Origin of the sequence: Longimicrobium sp. (genome assembly GCA_036387335.1) — a bacterium.
Classification (GTDB): domain Bacteria; phylum Gemmatimonadota; class Gemmatimonadetes; order Longimicrobiales; family Longimicrobiaceae; genus Longimicrobium.
The window spans coordinates 1-24099 of sequence record DASVTZ010000048.1 but is presented as its reverse complement, the minus strand read 5'-3'; the positions used below and the strand labels follow the sequence as shown (position 1 = coordinate 24099).

The 24099-nt window shown below is 73.0% G+C and carries 18 protein-coding genes; 15 read left to right on the top strand and 3 right to left on the bottom strand.

The features are described from left to right. Window positions 1–110: 110 nt before the first annotated feature. The 10 genes from VF647_04525 (at window position 111) to VF647_04480 (ending at window position 14617) form a co-directional block, all read left to right on the top strand. Window positions 111–278 (top strand): hypothetical protein, encoded by a 168-nt coding sequence (locus VF647_04525; GenBank protein HEX8451339.1) that lies wholly within the window; start codon window positions 111–113, stop codon window positions 276–278. A 238-nt stretch (window positions 279–516) separates the two neighbouring features. Beyond that, window positions 517–687 carry a hypothetical protein gene (locus tag VF647_04520; GenBank protein HEX8451338.1) on the top strand — a complete coding sequence of 57 codons (171 nt, stop codon included), beginning with the start codon at window positions 517–519 and terminating at the stop codon, window positions 685–687. Between the two features lie 129 nt (window positions 688–816). After that, complete coding sequence (locus tag VF647_04515) at window positions 817–3036, top strand: hypothetical protein (GenBank protein HEX8451337.1); 2220 nt, start codon at window positions 817–819, stop codon at window positions 3034–3036. Window position 3037: 1 nt separating this feature from the next. Then, window positions 3038–3583: an isopentenyl-diphosphate Delta-isomerase gene (gene idi, locus VF647_04510; protein ID HEX8451336.1), complete on the top strand. Its 546-nt coding sequence runs from the start codon at window positions 3038–3040 to the stop codon at window positions 3581–3583. A gap of 182 nt (window positions 3584–3765) precedes the next feature. Continuing rightward, complete coding sequence (locus VF647_04505; protein ID HEX8451335.1) at window positions 3766–5322, top strand: TolC family protein; 1557 nt, start codon at window positions 3766–3768, stop codon at window positions 5320–5322. 34 nt (window positions 5323–5356) lie between these two features. Next, window positions 5357–6661, top strand: a complete 1305-nt coding sequence (locus VF647_04500) for an NHLP bacteriocin system secretion protein (protein HEX8451334.1) — start codon at window positions 5357–5359, stop codon at window positions 6659–6661. After that, window positions 6658–8859 carry an NHLP family bacteriocin export ABC transporter peptidase/permease/ATPase subunit gene (locus tag VF647_04495; GenBank protein ID HEX8451333.1) on the top strand — a complete coding sequence of 734 codons (2202 nt, stop codon included), beginning with the start codon at window positions 6658–6660 and terminating at the stop codon, window positions 8857–8859. The genes VF647_04500 and VF647_04495 overlap by 4 nt, the downstream gene beginning before the upstream one ends. Window positions 8860–8962: 103 nt before the next feature. Beyond that, window positions 8963–11926 (top strand): NHLP bacteriocin export ABC transporter permease/ATPase subunit, encoded by a 2964-nt coding sequence (locus VF647_04490; protein ID HEX8451332.1) that lies wholly within the window; start codon window positions 8963–8965, stop codon window positions 11924–11926. Between the two features lie 394 nt (window positions 11927–12320). Then, window positions 12321–13505, top strand: coding sequence for a penicillin-binding protein activator (locus VF647_04485; protein HEX8451331.1), 1185 nt, complete (start codon window positions 12321–12323; stop codon window positions 13503–13505). 2 nt (window positions 13506–13507) lie between these two features. Continuing rightward, window positions 13508–14617 (top strand): hypothetical protein, encoded by a 1110-nt coding sequence (locus VF647_04480; protein ID HEX8451330.1) that lies wholly within the window; start codon window positions 13508–13510, stop codon window positions 14615–14617. 141 nt (window positions 14618–14758) lie between these two features. On the opposite strand, the gene VF647_04475 is transcribed toward VF647_04480, so the two are convergent. Further along, window positions 14759–15838: a S41 family peptidase gene (locus tag VF647_04475; GenBank protein HEX8451329.1), complete on the bottom strand. Its 1080-nt coding sequence runs from the start codon at window positions 15836–15838 to the stop codon at window positions 14759–14761. Window positions 15839–15993: 155 nt separating this feature from the next. Continuing rightward, window positions 15994–17334 (bottom strand): FAD-binding protein, encoded by a 1341-nt coding sequence (locus VF647_04470; protein ID HEX8451328.1) that lies wholly within the window; start codon window positions 17332–17334, stop codon window positions 15994–15996. Between the two features lie 65 nt (window positions 17335–17399). Here VF647_04470 and VF647_04465 point away from each other — a divergent pair, with 65 nt between their 5' ends. The 4 genes from VF647_04465 to VF647_04450 all read left to right on the top strand — a co-directional run bounded on the left by VF647_04465 (window position 17400) and on the right by VF647_04450 (window position 20142). Next, a complete protein-coding gene (locus VF647_04465) occupies window positions 17400–18497 on the top strand; it encodes a hypothetical protein (protein HEX8451327.1) in 1098 nt (365 codons plus the stop codon). Between the two features lie 133 nt (window positions 18498–18630). Continuing rightward, window positions 18631–18927 carry a hypothetical protein gene (locus tag VF647_04460; protein ID HEX8451326.1) on the top strand — a complete coding sequence of 99 codons (297 nt, stop codon included), beginning with the start codon at window positions 18631–18633 and terminating at the stop codon, window positions 18925–18927. Window positions 18928–18953: 26 nt separating this feature from the next. Continuing rightward, window positions 18954–19154, top strand: coding sequence for a hypothetical protein (locus VF647_04455; protein ID HEX8451325.1), 201 nt, complete (start codon window positions 18954–18956; stop codon window positions 19152–19154). 232 nt (window positions 19155–19386) lie between these two features. Continuing rightward, window positions 19387–20142, top strand: a complete 756-nt coding sequence (locus tag VF647_04450) for a hypothetical protein (GenBank protein ID HEX8451324.1) — start codon at window positions 19387–19389, stop codon at window positions 20140–20142. A 150-nt stretch (window positions 20143–20292) separates the two neighbouring features. Here the strand turns inward: VF647_04450 and VF647_04445 are convergent, their stop codons facing one another. Next, entirely contained in the window at window positions 20293–21144 is an 852-nt protein-coding gene (locus tag VF647_04445) for a hypothetical protein (GenBank protein HEX8451323.1), read from the bottom strand. 238 nt (window positions 21145–21382) lie between these two features. On the opposite strand from VF647_04445, the gene VF647_04440 reads away from it, so the two are divergent. Next, entirely contained in the window at window positions 21383–23968 is a 2586-nt protein-coding gene (locus VF647_04440; protein HEX8451322.1) for a BamA/TamA family outer membrane protein, read from the top strand. The last annotated feature ends 131 nt before the right edge of the window (window positions 23969–24099 follow it).

The following is a 24099-nucleotide window of genomic DNA, read 5'->3' as shown; positions in this document are numbered from 1 at the left end:
CAGTGCAGGATCCCGCCGCATCGCACTTCCGCGGTGGCGGGCGCGGGTCCCGGTGCCGCCGCGGAGCACGTTCCGCCGCGCACCCTCTACCCTCTCCTTGAGGTGGATCCATGAGCGAAGCGAATCAGGGCAAGCCCGAAGACGAGCTGGTGAGCCTCAACGCCGACGACCTCGACGTGGAAGAGCTCAACGATCAGGACCTGGAGGAAGCGGCCGGCGGATGCTGGGACATGACCTGCGGCAGCAACTCCTCGTTCGAGGAGCAGCGGGCGGTCTGAGTCGCTGGCGTCCGTGACAGGGCCCCGGCGGTGCTGGGCCCGCCGCTCCCACGGGGGCGGCGGGGAAGGGCCGGAAAACGAGCTGATCAGCCCCCGCGCCGGCGCCCCCGCCGGCGGGTGCCGCGAATGTGACTGCGGCAGCGGCTCCGCTTTCGGGTAGCAGCAGTGCTGGGGCGGTCTACGCGACGGGGCGCATGGCTCCGGCGAGCGCCCCTTCAACCCTCTCGGAGGTGGATCCATGAGCGAAGCGAATCAGGGCAAGCCCGAAGACGAGCTGGTGAGCCTCAACGCCGACGACCTCGACGTGGAAGAGCTCGACGACCAGAGCCTGGAGGAAGCCGCCGGCGGGTGCTGGGACATGACCTGCGGCACGAACAAGTCGTTCGAAGAGCAGCAGTCGATCCAGTAGTGATGCAAGGGGGGCCGGCCCCACGGGGCCGGCCTTCACCACGAACGTGGGCCGTCGCACTCGAGGGGCTGAGGGGAGAGGGCTGGCCGGGGGGGTCCCCGCGCCATCGCGACCTGCACCGGGAGACCCGTGCGCTACCTGTTCTGCTCGTTCACCACCCCGGGCTTCCTCTTCCCCATGGCGGGGATGGCGCTGGAGCTTCGGCGCCGGGGGCACGAGGCCGCCTTCGTCACCGGCCCCTCCGCGCGGCCGCTGCTGGACGAGGCGGGCCTGGCGCAGCACGGCGACGACGAGCGGTGCTTCGACATCCGCGTGTGGGGGCTCGCCCCCGCCGCCGTCCTCGGAGTGAAGCAGGTGGAGGAGGCGGCCCGCCGCTTTCGGCCCGACGTACTGGTGACGCACCAGCTCTGCCAGTCCGCGCTGGTGGCGCGCGAGCGGAGCGGGTTGCCGCTGGCCGTGATGGGGACGGCGTCGTACCTGTGGCCCGCCGCGCGCCGCGGCGAAGCGGCCGCCCCGCGCGAGGTGGAGTCGCGCCGGCACGGCCACCTGGTGGACAACCTCCGCCTGCTCAACGAGGTGCGGGCGCTCTGCCGCCTCGCCCCCGGCGAGTGGGGCCCGGAAGACCACCCGCTGCTGGGGGACCTCTTCCTCCTGCGCACGGTGCCGCGGCTGGAGCCGGAGCTCGCCGCCTTCCCCGCGCGGGTGCACGCGGCGGGCGCCTGCCTGTGGGAGCCGCCGCGCGACGAAGCCGCCGAGTGGGCCGCCCTGCGCGCCCGCTTCGCCGCGCCGGACGCGCCGCTGGTCTACGCGCAGGCGGGGCGCTCCTTCGGCGGGCCCGGCTTCTGGCCCCGGCTGGTGGACGCGCTCGCCTGCGGGCCGGTGCAGGTGGTGGCCTCCACGGCGCGGATGGACGTACCCGCCGGGCCGCTGCCGCCCAACTTCATCGCCGAGCCGCACGTGCCGCAGGGGCTGGTGCTCCCCCGCGCCGCGGCGGTGGTGTGCGGATCCACCACCACCGCCGTGCTGGGCGCCGCCGCCCACGGAGTGCCCAGCCTGCTGGTGCCGGTGAGCAGCGAGTCCGTCACCCTCACCCACTGGGCGGAGAGGGCCGGCTGCGGCGCGGGGGTCCCCGCGGAGGTGGACGGCCAGGGGCTGCGGCGGGCGATCGGCGCAGCCATGACGAGCGAGCCGCTGCGCCGGGGTGCCCGCGCCGCGCGTGCGGCGTTCGGCGCGAGGGACGGCTTCGGCGCGGCGGCGGGGCTGCTGGAAAGGCTGGGGCGGGAGCGGGGGCCGGTGGAGCGCGCGGACGCCGCGCGCCCCGTGCCGGCCTCGGTCCGCCAGACGGAACCAAGGTCCGCGGGGCCGCGCAGGGCGGCGACGCTTCCACCCACACGTACCCGGAAGGAGCCAGCCATGACCCCTGTCGCCCGTCTGCGCGCGAAGCGGAACGCCGCCGAGCCGCTCCTGCTGGAGCTGCAGCGGCACTGGCCCGACGACATCCTCCTCTGGATCGAGGGGAACGAGGGAGTGCTGTACCAGGCCTATCCCTTCATCCTCCACCCGGTCTTTCCGAGCGTGCCCGAGGAGGCGGTGAGCCGCTTCGCGCTGGCGTGCCGCGTCTACTTCGAGTCCGCCTTCATGGCCGACAAGATCGTGGACGGCCACAAGAACTACGACCACGGCCAGCTCTACCTGCGCGCCGTGGCCATGCAGTTCGAGGCGTACCGCCTCTTCCAGGGGCTCTTTCCCGCGGACTCGCCCTTCTGGGACCGCTTCCGCGAGACCTTTGCCCTGTACACCCGCGCCTGCGGGCTGGAGCGCAGGCTGCGCACCGGCGGCGAGGACCGCTCACTGGTAACCCGCGAGATGTCCGTGCGCATCGCCGAGGGGAAGTTTCCCTTCGCCGCCATCGTGGTGCACGGGATGGCCGCGCTGGCGGGCGACCAGAGCAACGTGGAGGCGCTGGCGAAGTCGATCGAGCACTTCGACATGGCCTCGTACTACTGGGACGACCTCAAGGACTGGCGCAAGGACCTGCGCGAGCGCGGCCCCTCGCTGGTGGTGGGGCACGTCCTCTCCGCCCGGCCTGAGCTGCGCGAGGCGGAGGAGCCCTCCGCGTTCGCCCGCGCCCTCTACTGCGACGGCGAGGCGGAGAAGGTGCTGGACGTCTCCATCGCGCACCTGGACGCGGCCGATGCCCTCGTGGCGCACCTGCCGCTGGACGACTGGCGGGAGTGGCTGGCCGTCTTCCGGGGCTACATGGAGCGCGCGCGCACCGAGGCCGCGGCGGTGGGCGTGCGCAATCGCGCGCGCCAGGCCGCCCAGGCGCCGCTCGCCGTGGCCGTCTGACATGCACGGCGACCTGGACGGCGAGGTGGTGCTGGTGGACGCGCACGATGCCCCGGTGGGCACCGCGGGAAAGCTGCGGGCGCACCAGGAGGGGCTCCTTCACCGCGCCTTCTCCGTGTTCGTCTTCGACGCGGCGGGCTCGCTCCTCCTGCAGCGGCGCGCGGACGGCAAGTACCACTCGGGCGGCCTCTGGTCGAACACCTGCTGCAGCCATCCCCGCCCCGGCGAGGCGGTGGAGGATGCGGCGCACCGCAGGCTGCGCGAGGAGATGGGCTTCGACTGCGCGCTGGCCGGCGCCGGGCACTTCACCTACCGCGCCGAGCTGGGCAACGGCCTCGTGGAGCACGAGCTCGACCACGTATTCTCCGGCGTCTGGAGCGGCGTGCCGCTTCCCGACCCCTCCGAGGTGGGCGCCTGGCGGTGGTGCCCGGTGGACGCCCTGGAAGCCGCCCTCCGCGACTACCCGGAGACGTTCACCGCGTGGCTCCCGCTGGCCTGGCACCAGCTCGCCCCGCGCGTACGGCCGGCGCTGGCTCCGCTCGCGTGAGGCGGCGCGGCCGCCACGAAGTGGCGCGTCGGGACGACGGAAAGGCGGTCGAGGGATGCACCCGAGGGCGGATCTCGCGCGGCTCAGTGGCCTTCGCCCGCTCCGCGAGGGTGAACGATGATGCGGCGAATCGGACGGGGATGCCCGCCGACGAAGATACCCCAGCTCCGGGCAGGTGCGAGATGAGCAACGCGGCGAGCCGGTTCGGCATCCTCCTCCTGGCCCTGGGCGCCGGGAGCGCGCCCCTGCGCGCGCAGCAGGCCCCGCCCGGCCCGCGCCTCACCCTGGCCGAAGTGGTCCGCGCCACCCTGGCCCGCAACGCGGACATCGCGCTGGGGCAGTGGGACGTGCACGCGCAGGAGGGCACGCTCCGCCAGGCCAGGGGCGCTTTCGACCCGCAGGCGCTCGCCAGCGTCACCAGCGAGCGCGCGGGGAACCCCTCGCTCGGCAACGCGGAGACGGGGCCTTCCACCACACAGAGCCGCGGGCTGGACTACACGGCGGGGGTGGACTGGCGCCTGCGGCCGGGGCTCGTGCTCTCGCCCAGCCTCTCCTACAACCGCCAGGGGATCGACGCGGAGGGGGCGCCCACGCGCAACACCGGGGTGGCGCGGCTGGACCTGCTGGTGCCGCTGGGGCGGGGGCGGGGCGGGGGAGGGCTGCGCGCCGGCGAGCGCGCCGCCTCCGCCTCGCTCGACGCCAGCCGCGGCGAGCTTCGCCAGCTGCAGGCGCTGCGCGTGCTGGACGCGGTCACGGCGTACTGGGGCTACGTGGCCGCCCTCCAGTCGCTGGACGTGCTGCGTGAGTCCGAAGAGCGGGCCCGCACGCTGGTCGGGCAGACGGAGACGCTGATCGCGGCCGACGCCCGCCCCGCGTCGGACCGGCTCGCCGTGCAGGCCAGCCTGGCCTCCAAGCGCGCCGCGCGGCTGGGCGGCGAGGGGTCGGTGTCGTCCGCGCGGCAGGCGCTGGTGCGGGCGGTGGGGCTCGGCGCGGAGAGCTTCGCCACGCTGCCGCTCCCGGCCGACTCGCTCCCCATCGCGCCGCCGGGCGGTGCCGCCGCCGTCCCCGCCGAGGAGGCGAGCGTGGCCGAGGCGCTGCAGCGGCGCGCGGACCTGGATGCTGCGCGCAGCCGCGTGGCCGCCGCGCGCGCGTCGTTGCGCGGAAGCCGCAGCGAGGCGGCGCCGCGCGTGGACCTGAGCGTGGGCGTGGGCTACACCGGGCTGGAGAGCGGGGCGCAGTTCGAGCGGCTCTTCTCGCCCTTCTACGCCAGCACGCACGGCTTCAACGCGCAGGTGGCGCTGTCGTACGCGCTGCCGCTGACGCGCAACGTGGCGGCGGGGCAGGTGATGCGGAGCACCGCCGCGGACCGGCGCGCATCCCTCTTCCTGGACGAGCTCACGCGGCAGATCGCGCTGGACGCGGCGCTCGCGGCCGAATCGCTGCGCCGCGCCGTTGAGGAGCTGGAGATCTCGCGCGAGGCGGTGCGGCTGCACCGGCTTTCGGTGGAGAGCGAGAACGAGAAGTTCAAGCTGGGCACCTCCACCCTCCTGGAGGTCATCCAGGTGGAGGACGGGCGCACCGGCGCGCTCCTCGGCTGGATCGGCACCCGGCGGCGCTACGCGGTGGCGGTCGCCCAGCTGCGCTTCCACACCGGCGCCCTGCTGGGCGACGGCGACGGAGAGGCCGCCGCGGACCCGGAACGCATCACGTCGTGGGCGCCCGCCGCTCCGCGGCAGTAGCGCACCCGCTCACCATCAGCCCACGAACGGTGTTATGGCCAAGCCGGACATCTTCCGAAAGGTCGCGCTCGACCGCCTGGGTTCGCCCGACCAGCTCGACGAGCTCATGCAGGTGGCCACGCCCAAGGGGTGGCTGGCGCTCACGGGGCTGGCGGCGCTCCTGGTGGTCGCCATCGCGTGGAGCGTGGTGGGGAGCATCCCCGAGCGCATCGCGGCGCAGGCCATCCTGCTGCGCAGCGGCGGCGTGTACGAGGTGGTCGCCCAGAGCGGCGGCCTCGTATCCGACCTCTCCATCCGCGTGGGCGACACCATCCGCGAGGGGCAGGTCATCGCCCGCCTGTCGCAGCCGGAGCTGAGCGAGCAGGTGAGGAACGCCCGCTCGCGCGTGGCCGAGCTGGAGGGGCAGTACCGCCGCGTGGGGTCGTTCGTGGACCGCGACCGGCAGCTGCAGGCCGCCTCGCAGGCGCAGCGCCGCACCAACCTGGAACAGTCGATCCAGGCCTCCGAGGCCACGCTGGCGGCGCTCACCGAGCGCATCGCCAACGAGGAGCGGCTGGTGCAGCAGGGGCTGATGACGCGGCAGAACCTCCTCCGCTCCCGCCAGGAGCACGAGACGGTGAAGGAGCGCATCCGCGCGGACCGCAGCCAGCTGGTGCAGCTGAACGTGGAGAGCCTGCAGGCCGGCAACCAGAAGGAGCAGGAGCTCCTCGCCAGCCGCAACCAGCTGCACGAGGCCGAGCGCAACCTGGAAAAGCTGGAGAACGACCTGCGCCTGCAGTCCGAGGTGACCTCGCCGTACACGGGGCGCGTGCTGGAGGTGATGGCCGAGCAGGGCGGTCTGGTGGACCGCGGCGAGCCCATCATGACGGTGAGCCTGGCCGGCAAGGCGGTCAAGAACCTGGAGGCGGTGGTCTACGTCCCCTCGCTGCACGGCAAGAAGATCAAGCCGGGGATGGAGATCCAGATCGTCCCCTCCACGGTCAAGAAGGAGGAGTACGGCTACCTGCTGGGTCGGGTGACGTACGCCTCCGACTTCCCCAGCACGCCGCAGGGGATGCAGCGCGTGCTCAAGAACGCTCAACTGGTGACGGCGCTCTCAGGGCAGGACGCGCCCTACGAGGTGCACGCCGACCTGATTCCCGACGCGGCCAGCGCCACGCAGTACCGCTGGTCGTCGTCCAGCGGCCCGCCCATCCGCATCCAGAGCGGCACGCTGGCCGACGCCAACATCGTGGTGGAGCGCCGCCGGCCCATCCTGCTGGTGGTGCCGCAGCTCCGCCGCTTCCTGGGGATCGGCGCCGCCGGGCCGGCCGACCTCGCGTCGCGAGCCGGGCGATGACCGCGCTCCTGGAACGCGCGCGGGGCCGCGCCGGCGGCGAGGACGCCCCACCCTCGCCCCGGCGCCGCCGCGTGCCCACCGTGCTCCAGATGGAGGCGGTGGAGTGCGGGGGCGCCTCGCTCGCCATGATCCTGGCCCACCATGGGCGCTACGTGCCGCTGGAGGAGCTGCGCATCGCCTGCGGCATCTCGCGCGACGGGAGCAAGGCCAGCAACATCGTGCGCGCGGCCCGCACCTTCGGGCTCACCTCCAAGGGGTACAAGCTGGAGCCCGCGGCGCTGCGCCGCATGCCGCTCCCCATGATCGTGCACTGGAACTTCAACCACTTCCTGGTGCTGGAGGGGTTCGGGTCCAGGGGGCGGGTCTTCCTCAACGACCCGGCGTACGGCCCTCGCGTCGTGTCGGACAAGGAGCTGGACGAGTCGTTCACGGGCGTGGCGCTGGTCATGGAGCCGGGGCCCGAGTTCAAGCCCGGCGGCGAAGGGCGCTCGCTGGTGAGCGCGCTGCGTCGCCGCCTGCCGCGCTCGCACGCCGCGCTCGCCTTCATCGTGCTCGCGGGGCTGGCGCTGGTGGTGCCGGGGCTGGTGGTGCCCACCTTCTCACGCGTGTACGTGGACGCCGTGCTCATCCGCGGGCTGAGCGACTGGGTGACGCCGCTCCTGGCGGCCATGGGGGTCACCGCGCTCTTCATGGCCGCGCTCACCTGGCTGCAGCAGCTCTACCTGCTGCGGCTGGAGACGAAGCTGTCGCTCACGGCCTCCACCCGCTTCTTCTGGCACGTCCTGCACCTTCCCATGCAGTTCCTCTCGCAGCGCTTTCCGGGCGAGATCGCGTCGCGCGTGGGGCTCAACGACCGCGCCGCGCACGTCCTTTCGGGCGAGCTGGCGACGACGCTGCTCAGCATCGTGGTGGTGGCGTTCTACGCCGTGCTCATGTCCGGCTACGACCTGTGGATGACGGCCGTGGTGGTGGCGACCGCCGCCCTCAACATCGTGGCGCTCGTGGCGGTGTCGCGCAGGCGCACCGACCTCAGCTACCGCCTGGCCAAGGACTACGGCCGCTCCGTGGGCACCACCATGGGCGGGCTGATGAACATCGAAACGCTCAAGAGCACCGGCTCGGAGAGCGACTTCTTCGCGCGCTGGGCGGGGCAGTACGCCAAGGTGGTGAACGCCAAGCAGGAGCTGGGCGGGCAGACGCAGCTCCTTTCCGTGCTCCCCACCCTGCTGATGGCGCTCAGCAGCACGCTGGTGCTGGGGCTGGGCGGGCAGCGGGTGATGGACGGCGAGATGAGCATGGGGATGCTGGTGGCGTTCCAGGCGCTGATGCTCGCCTTCCTCACCCCGGTCAACCGGCTGGTGGCGCTGGGGAGCACCCTGCACGAGGTGGGGAGCGATCTGAACCGGCTGGACGACGTGCTGCGCGCCGAGGTGCGCTACACCCACGAGGCGCCCGACGAGGAGGCGCACCGCACCAAGCTCGACGGGCACCTGGAGATCCAGCGGATGTCCTTTGGCTACAGCCGGCTGGAGCCCGCGCTCATCCAGGACTTCAACCTCACCCTCAAGCCCGGGAGCCGGGTGGCGCTGGTGGGGGGCTCGGGGAGCGGCAAGTCCACCGTGGCGCGGGTGGTGAGCGGCCTCTACGACCCGTGGGCCGGGCAGGTGCTGCTGGACGGGCTCCCGCGCGCCGGGCACGCGCGCCGCACCCTCATCAGCAGCCTGGCGGTGGTGGACCAGGACATCTTCCTCTTCGAGGGAACGATCCGCGAGAACCTGACGATGTGGGACGACACCGTCTCCGACGCGGACCTGGTGCAGGCGGCCCGCGACGCGTGCATCCACGACGAGATCAGCGCGCGCACCGGCGGCTATTCGGGGAAGGTGGAGGAGGGCGGCCGCAACTTCAGCGGCGGGCAGCGCCAGCGGCTGGAGATCGCGCGCGCCCTGGTGAACAACCCCACCCTGCTGGTGCTGGACGAAGCCACGAGCGCCCTGGACCCGATCACCGAAAAGGAGATCGACGACAACCTGCGCCGCCGCGGCTGCATGTGCCTGATCGTGGCGCACCGCCTGAGCACCATCCGCGACTGCGACGAGATCGTCGTCCTGGACCGCGGCCGCATCGTGGAGCGCGGCACCCACGACGAGCTCAAGGCTCGCGGCGGCGCCTACAGCCAGCTGATCGCGATGGAGTAAGGCCGCGGGATTCGGTACCGCCCCCTCTCCCGTTATCGGGAGAGGGGGCAGCGAGGAACGAGCGGGGGTGAGGGCCCCCCGCACCACGCACCACAAAGGCCAGATGAGCAACTCAACGCCGCTCCAGAGGGCCGCCGCCGGCACGGCGGTGCGCGAGGCCACCAACGCCCATCCGCTCCTGCTGGAGCACGGGCGCGCCTGGCTCGTACAGACGGGGCGGATCGACGTCTTCGCCACGCGCATGGAGGGAGGCGAGCCCTCCGGGAGCCGCACCCACCTCTTCCGCGTGGCAGCCGGCGAGTCCATGGTGGGCACCGGCGAGGCCGCGGGAATGGCGCTGCTGGGCGTGGGCGCGCCGGGAACCACGCTGCTGGAGGTGGACCTGGCGCCCTACCGCGACCGCGCCCCCGACGCCGCCGCGCGCCCGCGGCTTGCGAAGGCGCTGCACGGGTGGGTGGAGCGGCTGTACGACACGCTCGCGCTGGAAGGGCGCATCCCCCGCCACCGCACGCTCGACCCGGGTTCGATGCTGGAAGTGGAGGCCGGCGCCTGCGTGCGCCCCACCCCGCAGCTCTCGTGGATCCAGCCCACCGCGGGGAGCGTGTCGCTGGCCGGCGGCGCCGAAGTGGCGCTCGGCGAGGGCGAGCTCCTCCCCATCACCCGGCGCGCGTGGGTGCAGGCGGCCGGCCCCGCCACCCTGCGCCTGGTGAGCACCGAAGAGCTCCTCTCCGGCGAGGACGGATGGGACCCCGCCGCCGCGTGGGACGCCCTCGACCACCTTCAGCTTCGCGTGCTGGAGCGCGTGGCCGACCGGCTGGTGGCGGCCGAGCACGAGCAGCGCGAGCGGGCGCGCAAGCAGAAGAAGGCCAGCCAGGACGCCATGACCTCGGCCGTGGCGCGCCTCGCCCTCACCATGCAGAAGCCGGTGAAGCGCGCCCTGCTCCGCGCCCGCCCCACCGGCGACGAGAAGGAGGAGGAGTCGCTCCTCGCCGCCTTCCGCCTGGTCGCCGCGGCGGAGGGGATCGAGGTGGGGCACCTTCCCAGGGGGCACGAGCTCCTCCAGTCCAGCGACCCCATCCAGGCGGTGGCGCGCGCGTACCGGGTGCGCACCCGCCGCGTCACGCTGCGCGGCGAGTGGTGGAAGCGCGACAACGGCCCCCTCCTGGGGCGGCTGGCGGAGCGGTCGCGCGCGGTGGCGCTCTTTCCCCTTCCGGACGGCGGCTACAACCTGGTGGACCCTTTCGCGCGCACCGAGACGCGCGTGGACGACAAGGTGGCGGAGACGATCGGGCACTTCGCCTTCACGCTGTACTCGCCCTTTGCGCCCGACCCGCTGAACGCGCGCGATCTGTGGCGCTTCGGCCAGCACAACATCCGGCGCGACCGCACCACGGCCATCCTGGCGGGCGCCGGGGTCGCCCTGCTGGGGCTGGTGACGCCCATGGCGATCGGGATGCTGTACGACGTGGTCATTCCCGGCGCCGACCGCGCGCAGCTCCTTCAGCTCACCATCGGGCTGGTGATCGCGGCGCTCGCCTCGGTCCTCTTCCAGGTGGCGCGCGGCTTCGCGCTGCTGCGCATCGAGAGCAAGGTGGGGCCGCGCCTGCAGGCGGCGGTGCTGGACCGGCTCCTCTCGCTCCCCCTGCCGTTCTTTCGCGACTACGCGGCGGGCGACCTGGCGGACCGCGCCATGGCGATCGAGGAGATGCGGCGCATCCTCTCCGGCGCGGTGGTCACCGTGCTGCTGGGCGGGCTCTTCTCGCTCGCCAACTTCGGGCTCCTCTTCTACTACAGCCCGCACCTGGCGAAGCTGGCGGCCTTCCTCATCGCCCTGGCGGTGCTCACCACGGGGGTGGTGAGCTACGCGCAGCTCCGCAGCCAGCGCGCCATCCTGCAGCTGCGCGCCAAGAACTCAGGCCTCGTCCTGCAGCTGCTCACCGGGCTCTCCAAGCTGCGGCTGGTGGGCGCGGAGCCACAGGCGTTCGCGCTGTGGGCGCGGCTCTTCAGCGACCAGCGCGTGCAGCAGTACCGGGCGCGCACGCTGGGCAACCTCCTTTCGGTGTTCAACGCGGCCTTCCCGGTGCTGGCCACGCTGGTCCTCTTCTGGTCCGCCGCGCCGGCCGGACCCGGCGGACCTGGGGCGGGCGGCGCGCCGGTCCCCGATGCGCTCGCCACGGGCGACTTCCTGGCCTTCGTGGCGGCGTTCAACTTCTCGCTGGGCGCCATGCTCTCCAGCAGCACCGCGCTGATCGGGGCGCTGGTCGTCATCCCCCTGTTCGAGCAGGTCGCCCCCATCCTGCGCGCCACCCCGGAGGTGCACGCGGGCAAGCACGACCCCGGCGAGCTTTCCGGCGCGGTGGAGCTGCAGCACGTCACCTTCCGCTACCACGGCGACGGCCCCACCGTCCTCCAGGACGTGTCGATCCGCGTGCAGCCGGGCGAGTTCGTGGCGCTGGTGGGCTCGTCGGGCTCCGGCAAGTCGACCATCGTGCGCATGCTGCTCGGCTTCGAGACGCCGGAAACGGGCTCGGTCACGTTCGACGAGCAGGAGCTGAGCGGGCTGGACCTGCTTGCCGTGCGGCGGCAGATCGGCGTGGTGGTGCAGAACTCGGGGCTGATGTCGGGCGACATCTTCACCAACATCACCGGTCCCACCACCGCCACCATGGACGATGCGTGGGAGGCGGCGCGCATGGCGGGTCTGGACGAGGACATCAAGCAGATGCCGATGGGGATGTACACCGTCATCAACACGGGCGGCGGCACCCTGTCCGGCGGGCAGCGGCAGCGCCTGATGATCGCGCGGGCCCTGGTGCACCGCCCGCGCATCCTCTTCTTCGACGAAGCCACCAGCGCGCTCGACAACCGCACGCAGGAGATCGTGAGCCACAGCCTGGACACGCTCAAGGTGACGCGCGTGGTGGTGGCGCACCGCCTGAGCACCATCCGCAACGCCGACCGCATCTACGTGATCCAGAACGGCAGCGTGGCGGAGCACGGCACCTACGACGAGCTCTTCGCCCGCGACGGACTGTTCGCCGAGCTCGCGCGCCGGCAGCTGGTCTGACCGGAAAGTGCGTGAGTGCGTTAGTGCGTGAGTGCGCTGGGGGTAGACGGCGGCCGGCGGGATCGCCGTTCACTCACGTCCTGTCATCCTGAGAGAGCCGCCTCCGCGATGCGTGCGGCGCACCTTCACTCCGGCGGCGAGCGAAGGATCTAGCCGGTGAGGCAAGAGCATGGTGGGTCGCGTACGGGCCCCGCGTCACGCGCAGTAGATCCTTCGCTTCGCGCCGGAGGTCGGAGCACGGGCTGGGCCTGAGAGGCGCTTCGCTCAGGATGACAAAAAGCGGGGGGCGCCCGCGGTTCGGCACTTGGCACTTGGCACTTTGCACTTGGCACTTTGCACTCGTAAACGCACTAACGCACTAACGCACTAACGCACTTCCCTCCCACGGAGTCCCATGCACCGCACGCAACCCATCCGCCCCATCCTCTGCCTGCTGGCGCTCGTGTCGCTGGCGTCGTGCGGGGGCGCGGGAGACCCCTCCGCCGAGCGCCTCAAGCGCGCGGCCAGCGGGCGCGGCGAGATCGTGATCGGGGCCGCGTGGCCCTGGGAAGCACACAAGGACGTGCTCTACTGGCAGGGCATCGAGCTCGCCGAGTCCGAGATCAACGGCAAGGGGGGGATCAACGGCCGCCGCATCCGCATCCTGCGCGCCGACGACGGCGAGGACGTGGAGAAGGGGCGCCTCATCGCGCAGGAGTTCGGCAAGAACCCGGACGTGGTGGCGGTCATCGGCCACCTGCAGTCGTACGTCACGGTGCCCGCCGCCGCCATCTACGACCTCTCCGGCCTCCTCCTCGTCTCCTCCACCGCCACCACCTCGGAGCTGACCGCGCGCGGATACCGCCGCGTCTTCCGCACCATCTTCTCGGACGTGGACGTGGGGAAGCAGATGGCCGACTACGCGGTGCAGCGGGGCTACCAGCGGGTGGTGGTCTACTACGCGCGCGACGAGTACGGGCGCGGGCTGGCCAACGCCTTCGAGGAGCGCGCCGCCGCGCAGAAGGTGCGCGTGCTGGACCGCCAGTCGTACGATCCCAGCCTCTCCCACAACCTCAGCGACGTGCAGCAGACGGTGGAGGGGTGGAAGGACCTGAACCCGGACGCCGTCTTCATCGCCGGGCAGAGCGAGCAGGCCGCAGTGCTGGTGACCGAGCTGCGCCGCCGCGGGATGAACGCGGCCATCCTGGGAAGCGACGCCCTCGCCACGCCCACCTACGTGCGCACCGCCGGGGCCGCCGCCGAGGGGACGGTGATCGCCAGCCCCTTCCACACCGACGCGCCGTCGCCGCCGGTGCGCCGCTTCACCTCCGCCTTCCGCGCGCGCTACCAAAAGGATCCGGACGCGGGCGCGGCGCTGGGCTACGACGCCGTGAACGTGCTGGCCAACGCCATGCGCACCGCCGGCACCTCCTCGCCGGACAAGGTGGCGGAGGCCCTCCACGGCACGCGCGGCTGGGAGGGGGTGACGGGGAAGTTCACCTTCGACCAGAGCGGGAGCCTGGTGGACATGCCGATCCGCAAGGTGGTGGTGAGGAACGGCGCGTTCCACCACCTGGACGAGACCGCGGCGCCGCGCTGACCGTGGAGGCCGCCGCGCGCCTGGAGGTGCTGCGCGCCCACGGCGCCGACGCGGGCACGGCGGCCGAAGTGCTCGCCTACAACGAGAGCGAGTTCGCCGCTGGCGCCGCGGGTCCGCTCCCGTTGCCGGACGAGCCCTTCGTGGCCGTGTGGGAGGAGTACGCCACCGCCCCGGCCGCCGCCCTCCGCGACCGCCTCGTCCAGCTCCGCTTTCCCATCGCGGAGGGGATCAGCGCGACGCCGGAGTACACCGCGGCCACCCGCCGCGGCATCGCGCCCCCGGCGGACGTGCCCGGGCTGGAGCTGGAGGCGCCGGAGCGCATCCGGCTCTTTCTGCATCCGACGGCGGCGGGGCGCATTCCGGTGGTGCTGGTGGAGCACCGGCCCGACTTCGTGGCGGTGGTGCGCGCCCTCACCCGGCGCAACGAGCCGGCCTACATCCCGCCGTCGCAGGGCGCGGCGATGGTGGCCGGCTACGTCAACTGGGACCGGGTGGCGCGCCTGCGCGCGGCCCACGAGCGCGGCGAGATGGAGGAGTGCCGCGGCCTTCCCTGGCCGGAGGCGTTCCAGCGGATGCGCGACCGAAAGGAGCTGTACCAGGACCGCTTCGTCCTCCTCAGCCGCGGCCCGTACAGCGGCGTGGGCGCGGCGGAGATGGGGCTGGGCGAGGAGGAGTGGCTCGACGTCTCGCGCGTGATCCGGCTGGAGCACGAGTGCGCGCACTACTTCACGCGCCGCGTCTTCGGCTCCATGCGCAGCCGCCTGCTGGACGAGGTGATCGCCGACTACGCCGGCATCTCCACCGCGGCGGGCCGCTTCAGGGCGGACTGGTTCCTCCGCTTCATGGGCCTGGAGCACCCCACCGCCTACCGCGCCGGCGGCCGCCTGGAGAACTACTGCGCGCCGTACTCGCTGTCGGAGGCCGCCGTCACGGTGCTCCAGTCGCTGGTACGCCGCGCCGCGCTCAACCTGGAGACCGCCGACTCCGCGCTCCCCGCCGCCGCCCGCACCCCTGCCGGCCGCGCGCGCCTGATGTCCGCCCTCGCCTGCTGCACCCTGGAAGAGCTCGCGAGCGACGAAGGCGCGCCCCGCATCCTGGCGCGGCTGAACTGAATGCCTCACCACCGGAGACCAGCCACCTCGCGGTCTCCGATTATCGGACTGACACACGCGAAACGCCCCTCCCCCAGGCTGTTTTGGGGGAGGGGCCGCGAGGAACGAGCGGGGGAGGGGGCCGGGTGGGGGCTCGCTCCTCTACCGCGCCCCCGCCAGGTACCTCCGCGCGAACTCCACCGCGTCCGCGCCCGGCGGAACGCGCACCGCGGGAGCTACGCCCGTCGCGTCCAGCGGCTCCGCGGGGAGGCGATGAGAGCGCGCCACGGGAAACTGGATGCGCCGCTCGCCCGAAGGAAGCGCCACCGTCCGCAGGTTGCCGTAGTCCAGCATGCCGCGCGTGTTCTCGGCGCCCAGCAGAACCACCTTGCGGCTCTGGCGCACGTCCAGCGCGAACTGCTCGCACGAGCTGGCGCAGCGGCGGTCCACCAGCACCGCGACGGCGCGCGGAAGGGGATGCACCGTGTCGAAGCGGATCTCGCGATCCGCGTCGATCGGCACGAAGCCGCCCCGGTTCGCCTCCATCGCGGGTACCAGGGCGGCCATCCGCGTCCGGATCGCCTCCGGCAGGTTGGGCGAGGTGGACATGCCGCGCAGGTACTCCGTGTTCCCGGCCGAAGCCCACACGGAGATCCCGGGGACGCGGATGGGGCCGGTGTAGAGGAGCGGCAGGACGGATGCGTACGAATCGGTCCAGCCGCCGCCGTTCCCCCGCACGTCCACCACCAGGTACGGCCTGGCCAGGATGCGCGCCCGGTGCGCCGCCACCACCGAGTCGATCGCAGGCTTGTGGCGCTGCCCGAAGTCCGGAAGCCGCAGCACCGCCGTGCTGTCGTCCGGGTAGCGCACCGAGGGACCCTCCGGCGGCGCGGGCGGCCCCGGGGCGGCGGGGCGCTGGGCCGGCGCGGAGGCGAGCACGGACATGTGCCGGTCGCCGAAAAAGCCGGCCCAGCGCCGCAGGGCGGCGGTGCACGCCTCCGCATCCGCCGCGGCGCGCGCGTCGGCGCGGACGCTGTCGGTGAGCGCCGCCAGGGCGCCCTCCTTTCCGCGCGCCTTGTCCGCGAAGCCGGCGTAGTCGTGCCGCACCACCGCCGCCGCCGAATCCACGTCGCGCACGCACGCCGCGGCGCCGGCCACGGGCGCCGGCGCGGGGGAGCGGGCGGGCGCCGAGCACGCGCCGCCCGCGACGGCAAGTGCCGCGAAAAGATAAACCTTTTTCAATGGGCCTCCGCAGATTACAATGCGTTGGGGGCGCGGCGCCGGAAGGCGAAAGACAACCTTTTGCCCGCGCCGTACATCATACAGGAGAAGGATGCGGAGTGCACCACTCCCGGCCCGCCGTCTCCGGGACCGCGCGGGAGTGTGGCGGAAAGGGATCATCCGCCGTCCGCGAAGTGTACGCCGCCGGAGACGAGGACGCGCGCCGGGTCGAAGCGCTCCTTCATGCGGACCACTTGCGGCCAGCGGCTGCCAAAATGCTCGCGCCACTCCCGTGGCCCGTAGCGCAGCCACCCCGGCACGTAGCGCTTGCCGCCCAGCTCGCGGCCGCGCGCGTCGATCCGCTCCAGCAGTCCGATCACCGCGTCGCTTTCGGCGGCGCCCGCCTCCGGCTCGATGGTGAAGAGGACCAGCGACTCCGCGTCCGGCGTCACGAACATGGGGCGCGTGAGCGACGCCCGGTCCAACAGGAGCATCAGGATGGTGGAGGCGGCGCGCAGGCCGGGCGGAAACCACTCCAGCACCTCGGCGATGAACGCGCCCCCCGCCTCGCGCGGAAGGATCACGTCCACCCCGGGCGCTACGGTGGCGCGGTCGCGGCTCCAGCCGGGCCGCCCGAGCGTGGAGTTCGCCAGCACGAAGTCGCGGTAGGGCTGGCGGCGCTCCCCGCCGCGGCGCACGAAGCGGAGCCCGTGCGGCAGCGGGGCGGATGCATCCTCGCAGTCCAGCGACAGGGCGTAGATCCAGCGCCCGCCGCGGTGCGCCGCCCACCCGCGAAGGTGCTCCGCCGCGCCGGCCCCGGCCAGCAGCCGCGCGTCGTCCAGCAGCTCCTGCGGGTCGGCGTAAAGGAGGGTGGAGCTGGACACCTCCGTGCCGGGGCGGCGCAGCCGGTGTCGCGCGCGGGTGACCACGCCGAACTGCCCCAGCCCGCCCAGCGCGTGCAGAAAGAGGTCGGGGTTCTCCTCCGCCGAGCACCACACGACGTCGCCCGTGCCGGTGACCACCTCCAGGGCGGTGTGGTTGTCCAGCTGCACCCCGTGGCGGAACGACGAGTAGCCCACGCCGCCCACCGCGGCGGTGCCGCCCACGGTGGTGAAGAGGTTGTTGGTCAGCACGGGCGGGACGAGGCCGTGATCCAGCGTCCGGTCCACCAGGTCGCGCCACACGACCCCCGCGCCCACCGTCGCCAGTGCGCGCGCGGGGTCCACCTCCTCCACCGCGCCGAAGCCGTGCATGTCCAGCAGCACGCCGCCGTCGGAAAGCGACTGCCCCGCCTGCGTGTGCCCCGCGGCCTGTGTCGTCACGGCCACGCCGTGCCGCGCGGCGAAACGCACCACGCTCGCGACATCCCCGGAGTCGGTGGGACGCACGATGACGGCGGCACGGCGCCGGACCACGCGGCCGTAGTCGGAGGAGCGGGCTTCCAGCTCCTCCCCGGCGTCGGTCACGGTGCCGCGGACGATGCGCCGCAGGTCGGCGGCGAGCGCTGCTGGGGTCACGGGGCGGGTCTCCGGGAGGTGTCGGAAAGGGCTCGGGACGGGCGGGCACACGCCACGGGAGCGCGATGAAGTACACGGTGGCGGACACGATGGAGGTGGTGCGGGACGCCGTCCCCACCGGCCTGGTGGACGCGGAGGCGTGGCGGGCGGTGCGCACCCTCGGCGGCCACCTTCCCGCGGCGCTTCCGCAGGCCTTCTACCTGGAGTGCCGCCTGCGCGCGGAGCCCGCGCCGGTGGACTGGATCGTACGGGTGGAGGAGGCGGGGCGCGAGATCCTGGCCGGCCGCAACCCCCGCATCCGCCTGCCGGAGCCGCTGGCCTCGTCGCCCGTGTGGGCGCGGATCGCGCGCTTCTGCGCCGCGTGGACCGACGAGCCGGGGCTGCGCCGCGCGGTCGCCAACCTCTGGCTGGAGTTCGACCTCGCGCCCGGCGGCCCGGCCGTCCCGGAGCCCTCCGTCTTCGTCTCCACGGACGAGCGCGTGGTCCGCTCCTTCACCGCGGGCGAGTGGGAGGGATTCGTGGGCCGGCTGATGGCGCTGCTGGGCCCCGGCTCGGCGGACACGCGGCGGACCCTGCAGCGCGCGATCGCGGAGCGCCCGGCCGGCGCGCGCATCCCCTACCTGGGCTTCATGCTGGGACGCGCGGTGCAGCCGGTGCGCCTCTACCTGGCCGGCGTGGGGGCGGGCGCGCTCCCCTCGGTGCTGGGGCGGGCGGGGTGGCGCGGCGCCGCGCACGAGCTGGAAGAGCTCCTGGCCCGCGTCGCCGCGGCGGGGGAGGCGCCGGAGGTTGGGATGGCGCACCTGGACCTGGACGGCGAAGTCCTTCCGCGCGTGGGCGTGGAGTACACGCTGCGCCGCCCCGAGCAGCTTCGCGGAACGGTAGTGGAAACCGGCTTCCTCGACCATCTGGTGGCGCTCGGGCTCTGCGCGCCGCAACGCCGCGCGGGGCTCACGCAATGGTCCGGTCATACCGTCGCCACGCTTCGCCACGAATTGTGGCAAAGTGTGATGCTCCGCCGGCTCAATTGCATCAAGCTGGTGCATGAACCCGGGCGCGTACCGGAGGCGAAGGGATACCTGCTGGCGGAATGGAGGCAGGCGGTGCGCCGTAAAACCGGCATGGCGCAGCCCAGCATGACCCATGCCTCTCCGCATGCGACCTGAAACGTGCCGAGGAGAGCGAATTAAGCTCGTGTTAGGCCCTCCAACGTAGGTGTTTTGCGCCTGTATCGGGCATGTGTATTGCACGTTGTTCGCGTGGGTTCCTGGCTCCTCACCCCTTGCAGTGAGTGTCATCATGTCCGATCCAGGCAACGACAGACTGTTGCGGGATGCATCGCTTCGCGCCGCCACCGACGAGGTGTTCCGCAAGCGTCTTCTCACCCAGCCGGAGCAGGCGATCTATGACGCATTCGGCGTGCGGCTCCCCTCGTCGCACCGGCTGCGCTTCATCGAGAAGCCCGCGGACGTGGACACCCTGATCGTGCTCCCGGACCTGGAGAACGGCCAGGTGGAGCTGGACGACGACCAGCTGGACGCCGCCGCCGGCGGCGAGGACGATCCGCCGCCGTCGCCGCCCCCCGCGCCGTGGTGATCCACCCTCCTCCAAGAGGAAGCGCCGTGTCCATCTTCAACCTTTTGCGTGGCTGGGCTCCGGGCCCGGCGCGCACCGCGGCGCCGCCTCAACCGCCGCAGCAGCAGTCCGATGAGCTCCTGGCCGCGCTCGAGATCTCCGATGGAGACCTCGAGGAGGCGGTAGGCGGCCTGGAACGGATCTACGCGTACGATTCGATGGCGGGCGTGCTGGAGAAGCGCGCCTGAGCTTGAACGGGTCCGCGGGCGTGCGACGGCACGCCGGCGGCTTCCGGCCGGTTTTTCCATGCACCTACGGGAACCCCGCGATCGGTCGCGGCGGCCACCCGGTACCCCGCGTGCCCTGATCCCGCAGGTCAGTTCACCGTGCGCCGCAACTCCGCCCGATCTCTCTGAGGGTGGCGCCCGGCGGGCGGTCTGGAGATTCGAAACCTTTCGGCTTTCTGGAAGGAGTTCCGCAGTGCCCGCAACCGCCCCGCAAACCTCCGGCGTCATCCGCGCCATCATCGCGGCCGAGGAGCCTCAGGCCGTCCGCCGTGTCGCCGCCGGCCTGGACGCGCTGTGCTTTCCGTACCGCATATTCCCCCCGCGCGTGCCGGACCTGCTCGCCGGGCCCCCGGGCGCGGTGTACTGCCTGGGCTCGCGCCTCGCCTCGGACGTTCCGGCGGAGGTTCCCGGCCCCGTGGTGGTGCTCCTGAGCGGAGCGCAGCTCACGGACCGGGCGGTGCTGCGCATCCAGAGCCTCCACACGAGCACGCTGCAGCTGGAAGGGCTGACCCCCACCTCGCTGCTGCGCGCCGTGGTCTCGGCCACCAGCGGAAGCGACGCGGAGTGTGTGGCCGAGCAGATCCTGCACATCGCGCGTCTGAACCGGGTGCCGCGCCGCCTGGTGGCGGCATTCCTGGCTGACCCCGCGCGGATGACGCGCCTCACGGACCTGCGCCGCGCGCTCGCCCCGCTCTCGCGCGAGGGTGCGCAGGAGCTGGTGCGCTCCACCGGATTCTCACGCGCCGAGCACCTCTTCACGGCGCTGCGCTGCGCCACGTGGATCCTGCTGCGACAGGAAGGCGTCAAGCGCTGCGAGGTGGAGCACTACCTGGGAATCGAGAACCGCACCTCCTTTCGGCGCGCGTGCGGCCGGGCGGGGGTCCCCGCCCTCAACAGCCGCCTCTGCGTGGAAGCCTTCGACGGCGCGGTGTCAGCGCAGCAGCAATAGCCTTCCGCACCGCCACGATGAACGAAGCCCCGGGGATGCTCTCCCGGGGCTTCGCCGTTTCGGTGGCTGGCTGGCTCGCGCGGGCCAGCTCTCCGAACCTTCTCGTGTGTGCCGGGGCGGCCGTCGTTGGCCGCCCACGTGGTTCGATGTTCAGCGAACCGTGATCTGCTGCACCATTCCGTGCGCCACGTGCGGCTTGCCGTCGCCCGCGTCGGGGACCATGCAGAGGAGCGCGTACTCGCCGGCCGTGAAGTCGGCGGTCACGTCGTTGGAGGCGCCGTGGCTGAGCAGGGTGGCACCGCCCACCGGCGCGCCCGGAGGGGGCCCCTGCATCTTCTCCAGCCACGCGACCATGTCGGCGGCGCTCTTGCCGGGCGCCAGGCGCACCAGGATCAGCTCGTGCGGCTGCGCGGCGGCGTTCTCCACGCGGATGGTGCGCTTGCCCGCCGCGATCCCCGGCGTGACCTCGTACGAGTAGTCGCGCAGCGTGATCCGCGCGTCCGGCGCCGCGGCGGGCGCCTGGTTGGAGGAGGCCGTCACCGTCAGCGGCTTCACCATCCCCTTCATCAGGTGCGGCACCCCGTCGCTCGAGGGGATGAAGCAGAGGAGCGCGTAGCTGCCGGGGGCGAGCTCCACCGTCGCCTGCGCCTGGCCGCCCGGCACCGGCGTGTTGGGCCCGCCCACGAAGCTCACCCACGGCGGCGGCGGCCCCTCGTGGTGCTTCATCCCCTCCATCAGCTCCTGCACCGTGTGCCCCTCGGCGATCCTGACGAGCTGCACGTGGTGAAGCTCGGGGCCGCGGTTGACCAAGTTGATGGTGGTGAGGCCGGCGGGGATGCTGGCCGGCGCCTGGAAAGCGAAGTCGGATGCCGTGATCGTCACCACGTTGGCGGTGGCGCGGACGGCCGGGGCGCTCTCGCGGGCGTCGCCCTCCGAGGTGCACGCGGCGGCGGAAAGGAGGAGCGCCGCGGAGGCCAGTGTGGTCCAGGAAGAGTTTCGCATGGTTCGCTTCCGTTGTGCGGTTGGTCAGCGCTCACCGGGCACCCTGCCCGCGAGGTGACGAAAGAGTACGCCGCACCACCCCCTCCTGAATCGGTCGAATGACCGGGGTCGCCCGACCCGGGTCATCTGACCCCGGTCAAACTACCCGTGTGGCGCGGGCGCTTCCGAACAATCTTGGGGCACGAACGGCCGGTGCACCCCGCACCCCCATTCTCGACCCTCGAAAAGGACGCGGACCATGTCTCCCACCTCGTTCGCCCGCTCGGCTCGCCTCGGCCTGCTGGCCGCCATCGCTCCCGCCGGTCTCGCGGCGCAGAGCATCGCCATGACGGAAAACGGTGGAACGAGCTCCCCCGCCCCCCGCGCCACGCTGACCACCGAGGCCGTGCCGGGCGCCGCCTACCGCGCCGGCCGCGTGCAGCGGATGGTGCTGGGGACCGGGTACCGCTCCCTCTGGGCGACGCCCGCTTCCGTCGAAGTGCTGGACGTGGCGAGCTACGCCGGCGGCCTGACCCCCACCCGCACCGGCGGCGACTTCAGCACCCGCTCGCTCCGCTTCCGCGGCGCGGACGGGCTGGAGTACGTCTTCCGCCCGGTGGACAAGGACGTGACGCAGGGGCTCCACCCCCACCTCAAGAACACGATGGTGGACCGCGTGGTGCAGGACCAGGTGAGCGTGGCGCTTCCGGGCGCAGTGCTCGTCGCCTCCGCCCTGCAGACGGCCGCCGGGGTGCAGCACGCGCCGCCGCGCCTCGTGGTGCTGCCGGACGACGCGGCGCTGGGCGCCTTCCGCGCCGAGTTCGCGGGGCGTCTGGGGACGATCGAGGAGCGGCCGGGCGACAACTTCGGCGGCGCCGCTGCCGTGGAAGCGACGGAGGAGATGCTGGCTGCGCTCGCCAGCGGCCCCGCCCACCGCGTGGACGCCGAGGCCTACCTCAACGCCCGCCTGCTCGACCTGGTGATGGGTGACTGGGACCGCCACGACGGCCAGTGGCGCTGGGCCCGCTTCGACCGCGGCGGCACGCAGGTCTGGACGCCGATCGCCCGCGACCGTGACAACGCCTTCTCGCGCCACGGCGGCCTGGTGGCCACCTTTGGCCGCGGCATGATGCCGAAGCTGGTGACCTTCGACAGCACGATGGCGGGGCTGCGCGGCCTCACCGACAACGCGCAGCACCTCGACCGGCAGCTTCTCTCCGGGCTCTCCAAGGAGACGTGGGACGCGACGGTCCGCTCGCTCCAGGCGCGCCTGACCAACGACGCCATCGACGAGGCGGTGCGCCGCCTTCCGGGCGAGCACTACTCGCAGGCCGGCGCCACACTGGCGCACACCCTGCGCGCCCGCCGCGACCAGCTGCCGGCCGTGGCCGACGCCTTCTACCGCCAGCTCGCCGACGTGGTGGACGTGCACGCCACCGACGCCTCGGAGCGCGTGACGGTGGAGCGCATGGCCGACGGCGCCGTGCTGGTGAAGATCGCCCCGCGCGCCGGCGGCGAGCCCACCTTCAGCCGCCGCTTCGCCCACGGCGAGACGCGCGAGATCCGCATCCACCTGGCCGGCGGCGACGACGCGGCCATCGTGACCGGCGCGGCCCCCATCACTCCGCTGGTGCGCATCATCGGCGGCGCCGGCGACGACACCCTGCGCGACGAGTCGCCGGCCGAGGCGGGGCGCCGGACCGTGTTCCACGACAGCGAGGGCAACAACGCCATCGAGGCGGGGACCGGCGCCCGAGTGGACACGCGGTCGTACACGAAGCCGGTCCGCGCCCGCACCTTCGACAACCCTGAGGCGGAGCAGGACCGCGGCACCACCCGCGCCTTCGGCCCGCACCTGGGCTACACGGCGGACGCCGGCCCCATCGTGGGCGGCTCCATGACCTGGACGACCCGCGGCTTCCGCCGCGAGGGCTTCGCGCAGCGCCAGCGGATCCGCGCCGAGTTCGCGCCGATGCAGACCGGCTTCGCGCTCGACGTGCAGCACATCGGCCGCGGCATCGACGGCACCTCGCTCCTGGTGCACGCCCGCGCCTCGCAGATCGACCCCTTCCGCTTCCACGGCTACGGCAACGAGACCGCCAACGACGGCCCGCGCGACCGCTACCTGGTGGACCAGACGGTGGTCACGCTGGAGTCGGAGGTCGGGAAGGAGCTGGGCTCGGGGCTGCGGCTGGGCGTGGGCCCGGTGGTGCGCTACCGCAGCGCCAGCGCGGACGAGGACACCCCGTTCTTCATCGTGGCGCCGCTGGGCACGGACGCCTACACCACCGCCGGCCTGCGCTCCACCATGGAGTGGGACGGGCGCGACGCGGCGGCCTTCCCCACGCGCGGCGGCTGGGCGCGGGTGACGGCCGAGGGGCACCGCGGGATGAGCGGCGACGTGGGCGGCTTTGGCCGGGCGCGCGGCGAGGGCGCCGGGTACCTGCCGGTGGCGCGCGGCACCGTGCTGGCGATGCGTGCCGGCGGCGAGCGGGTGTGGGGCGAGTTCCCGGTGCAGGAAGCGGCCTTCCTGGGCGGCGGCGAGTCGCTGCGCGGCTTCTCCCGCAACCGCTTCGCCGGTGACGCCGCGGTGTGGGGCAACGCGGAGCTGCGGGCCTCGCTGGGCACGGCCAACCTGGCGGTGACGCGCGGCAACCTGGGCGCCATCGTCCTTGCCGACGCGGGCCGCGTGTACTTCGACGGCCGTTCCGACGGCGGCTGGCACCCCACCTACGGCGGCGGCCTGTACTTCTCGATGCTGGACCGCGCCTACACGGGCACCATCATCGCCGCCCGCGGTGAGGACGGCTGGAAGGCGTACGTGAAGCTCGGGCTTCCGTTCTAAGGGCCTCCTCCCCGCTCGTTGCTTCGCTGCCCCTCCCCCGAATGCCGGGGGAGGGGCAGTTCGCGTGCATCCGCGTCGGCCGCGCAGGGTGGTGCGGGGGCGGGCACGGGCAGCCACGCGGGGCTGCCCCT

What these genes read in the sequence shown, in the direction of transcription:
- VF647_04525 (HEX8451339.1), top strand. Translation starts at nt 111, where the DNA reads ATGAGCGAAGCGAATCAGGGCAAGCCCGAAGACGAGCTGGTGAGCCTC.
- VF647_04520 (HEX8451338.1), top strand. Translation starts at nt 517, where the DNA reads ATGAGCGAAGCGAATCAGGGCAAGCCCGAAGACGAGCTGGTGAGCCTC.
- idi (HEX8451336.1), top strand. Translation starts at nt 3,038, where the DNA reads ATGCACGGCGACCTGGACGGCGAGGTGGTGCTGGTGGACGCGCACGAT.
- VF647_04505 (HEX8451335.1), top strand. Translation starts at nt 3,766, where the DNA reads ATGAGCAACGCGGCGAGCCGGTTCGGCATCCTCCTCCTGGCCCTGGGC.
- VF647_04500 (HEX8451334.1), top strand. Translation starts at nt 5,357, where the DNA reads ATGGCCAAGCCGGACATCTTCCGAAAGGTCGCGCTCGACCGCCTGGGT.
- VF647_04495 (HEX8451333.1), top strand. Translation starts at nt 6,658, where the DNA reads ATGACCGCGCTCCTGGAACGCGCGCGGGGCCGCGCCGGCGGCGAGGAC.
- VF647_04490 (HEX8451332.1), top strand. Translation starts at nt 8,963, where the DNA reads ATGAGCAACTCAACGCCGCTCCAGAGGGCCGCCGCCGGCACGGCGGTG.
- VF647_04485 (HEX8451331.1), top strand. Translation starts at nt 12,321, where the DNA reads ATGCACCGCACGCAACCCATCCGCCCCATCCTCTGCCTGCTGGCGCTC.
- VF647_04465 (HEX8451327.1), top strand. Translation starts at nt 17,400, where the DNA reads ATGAAGTACACGGTGGCGGACACGATGGAGGTGGTGCGGGACGCCGTC.
- VF647_04460 (HEX8451326.1), top strand. Translation starts at nt 18,631, where the DNA reads ATGTCCGATCCAGGCAACGACAGACTGTTGCGGGATGCATCGCTTCGC.
- VF647_04445 (HEX8451323.1), bottom strand. Translation starts at nt 21,144, where the DNA reads ATGCGAAACTCTTCCTGGACCACACTGGCCTCCGCGGCGCTCCTCCTT.
- VF647_04440 (HEX8451322.1), top strand. Translation starts at nt 21,383, where the DNA reads ATGTCTCCCACCTCGTTCGCCCGCTCGGCTCGCCTCGGCCTGCTGGCC.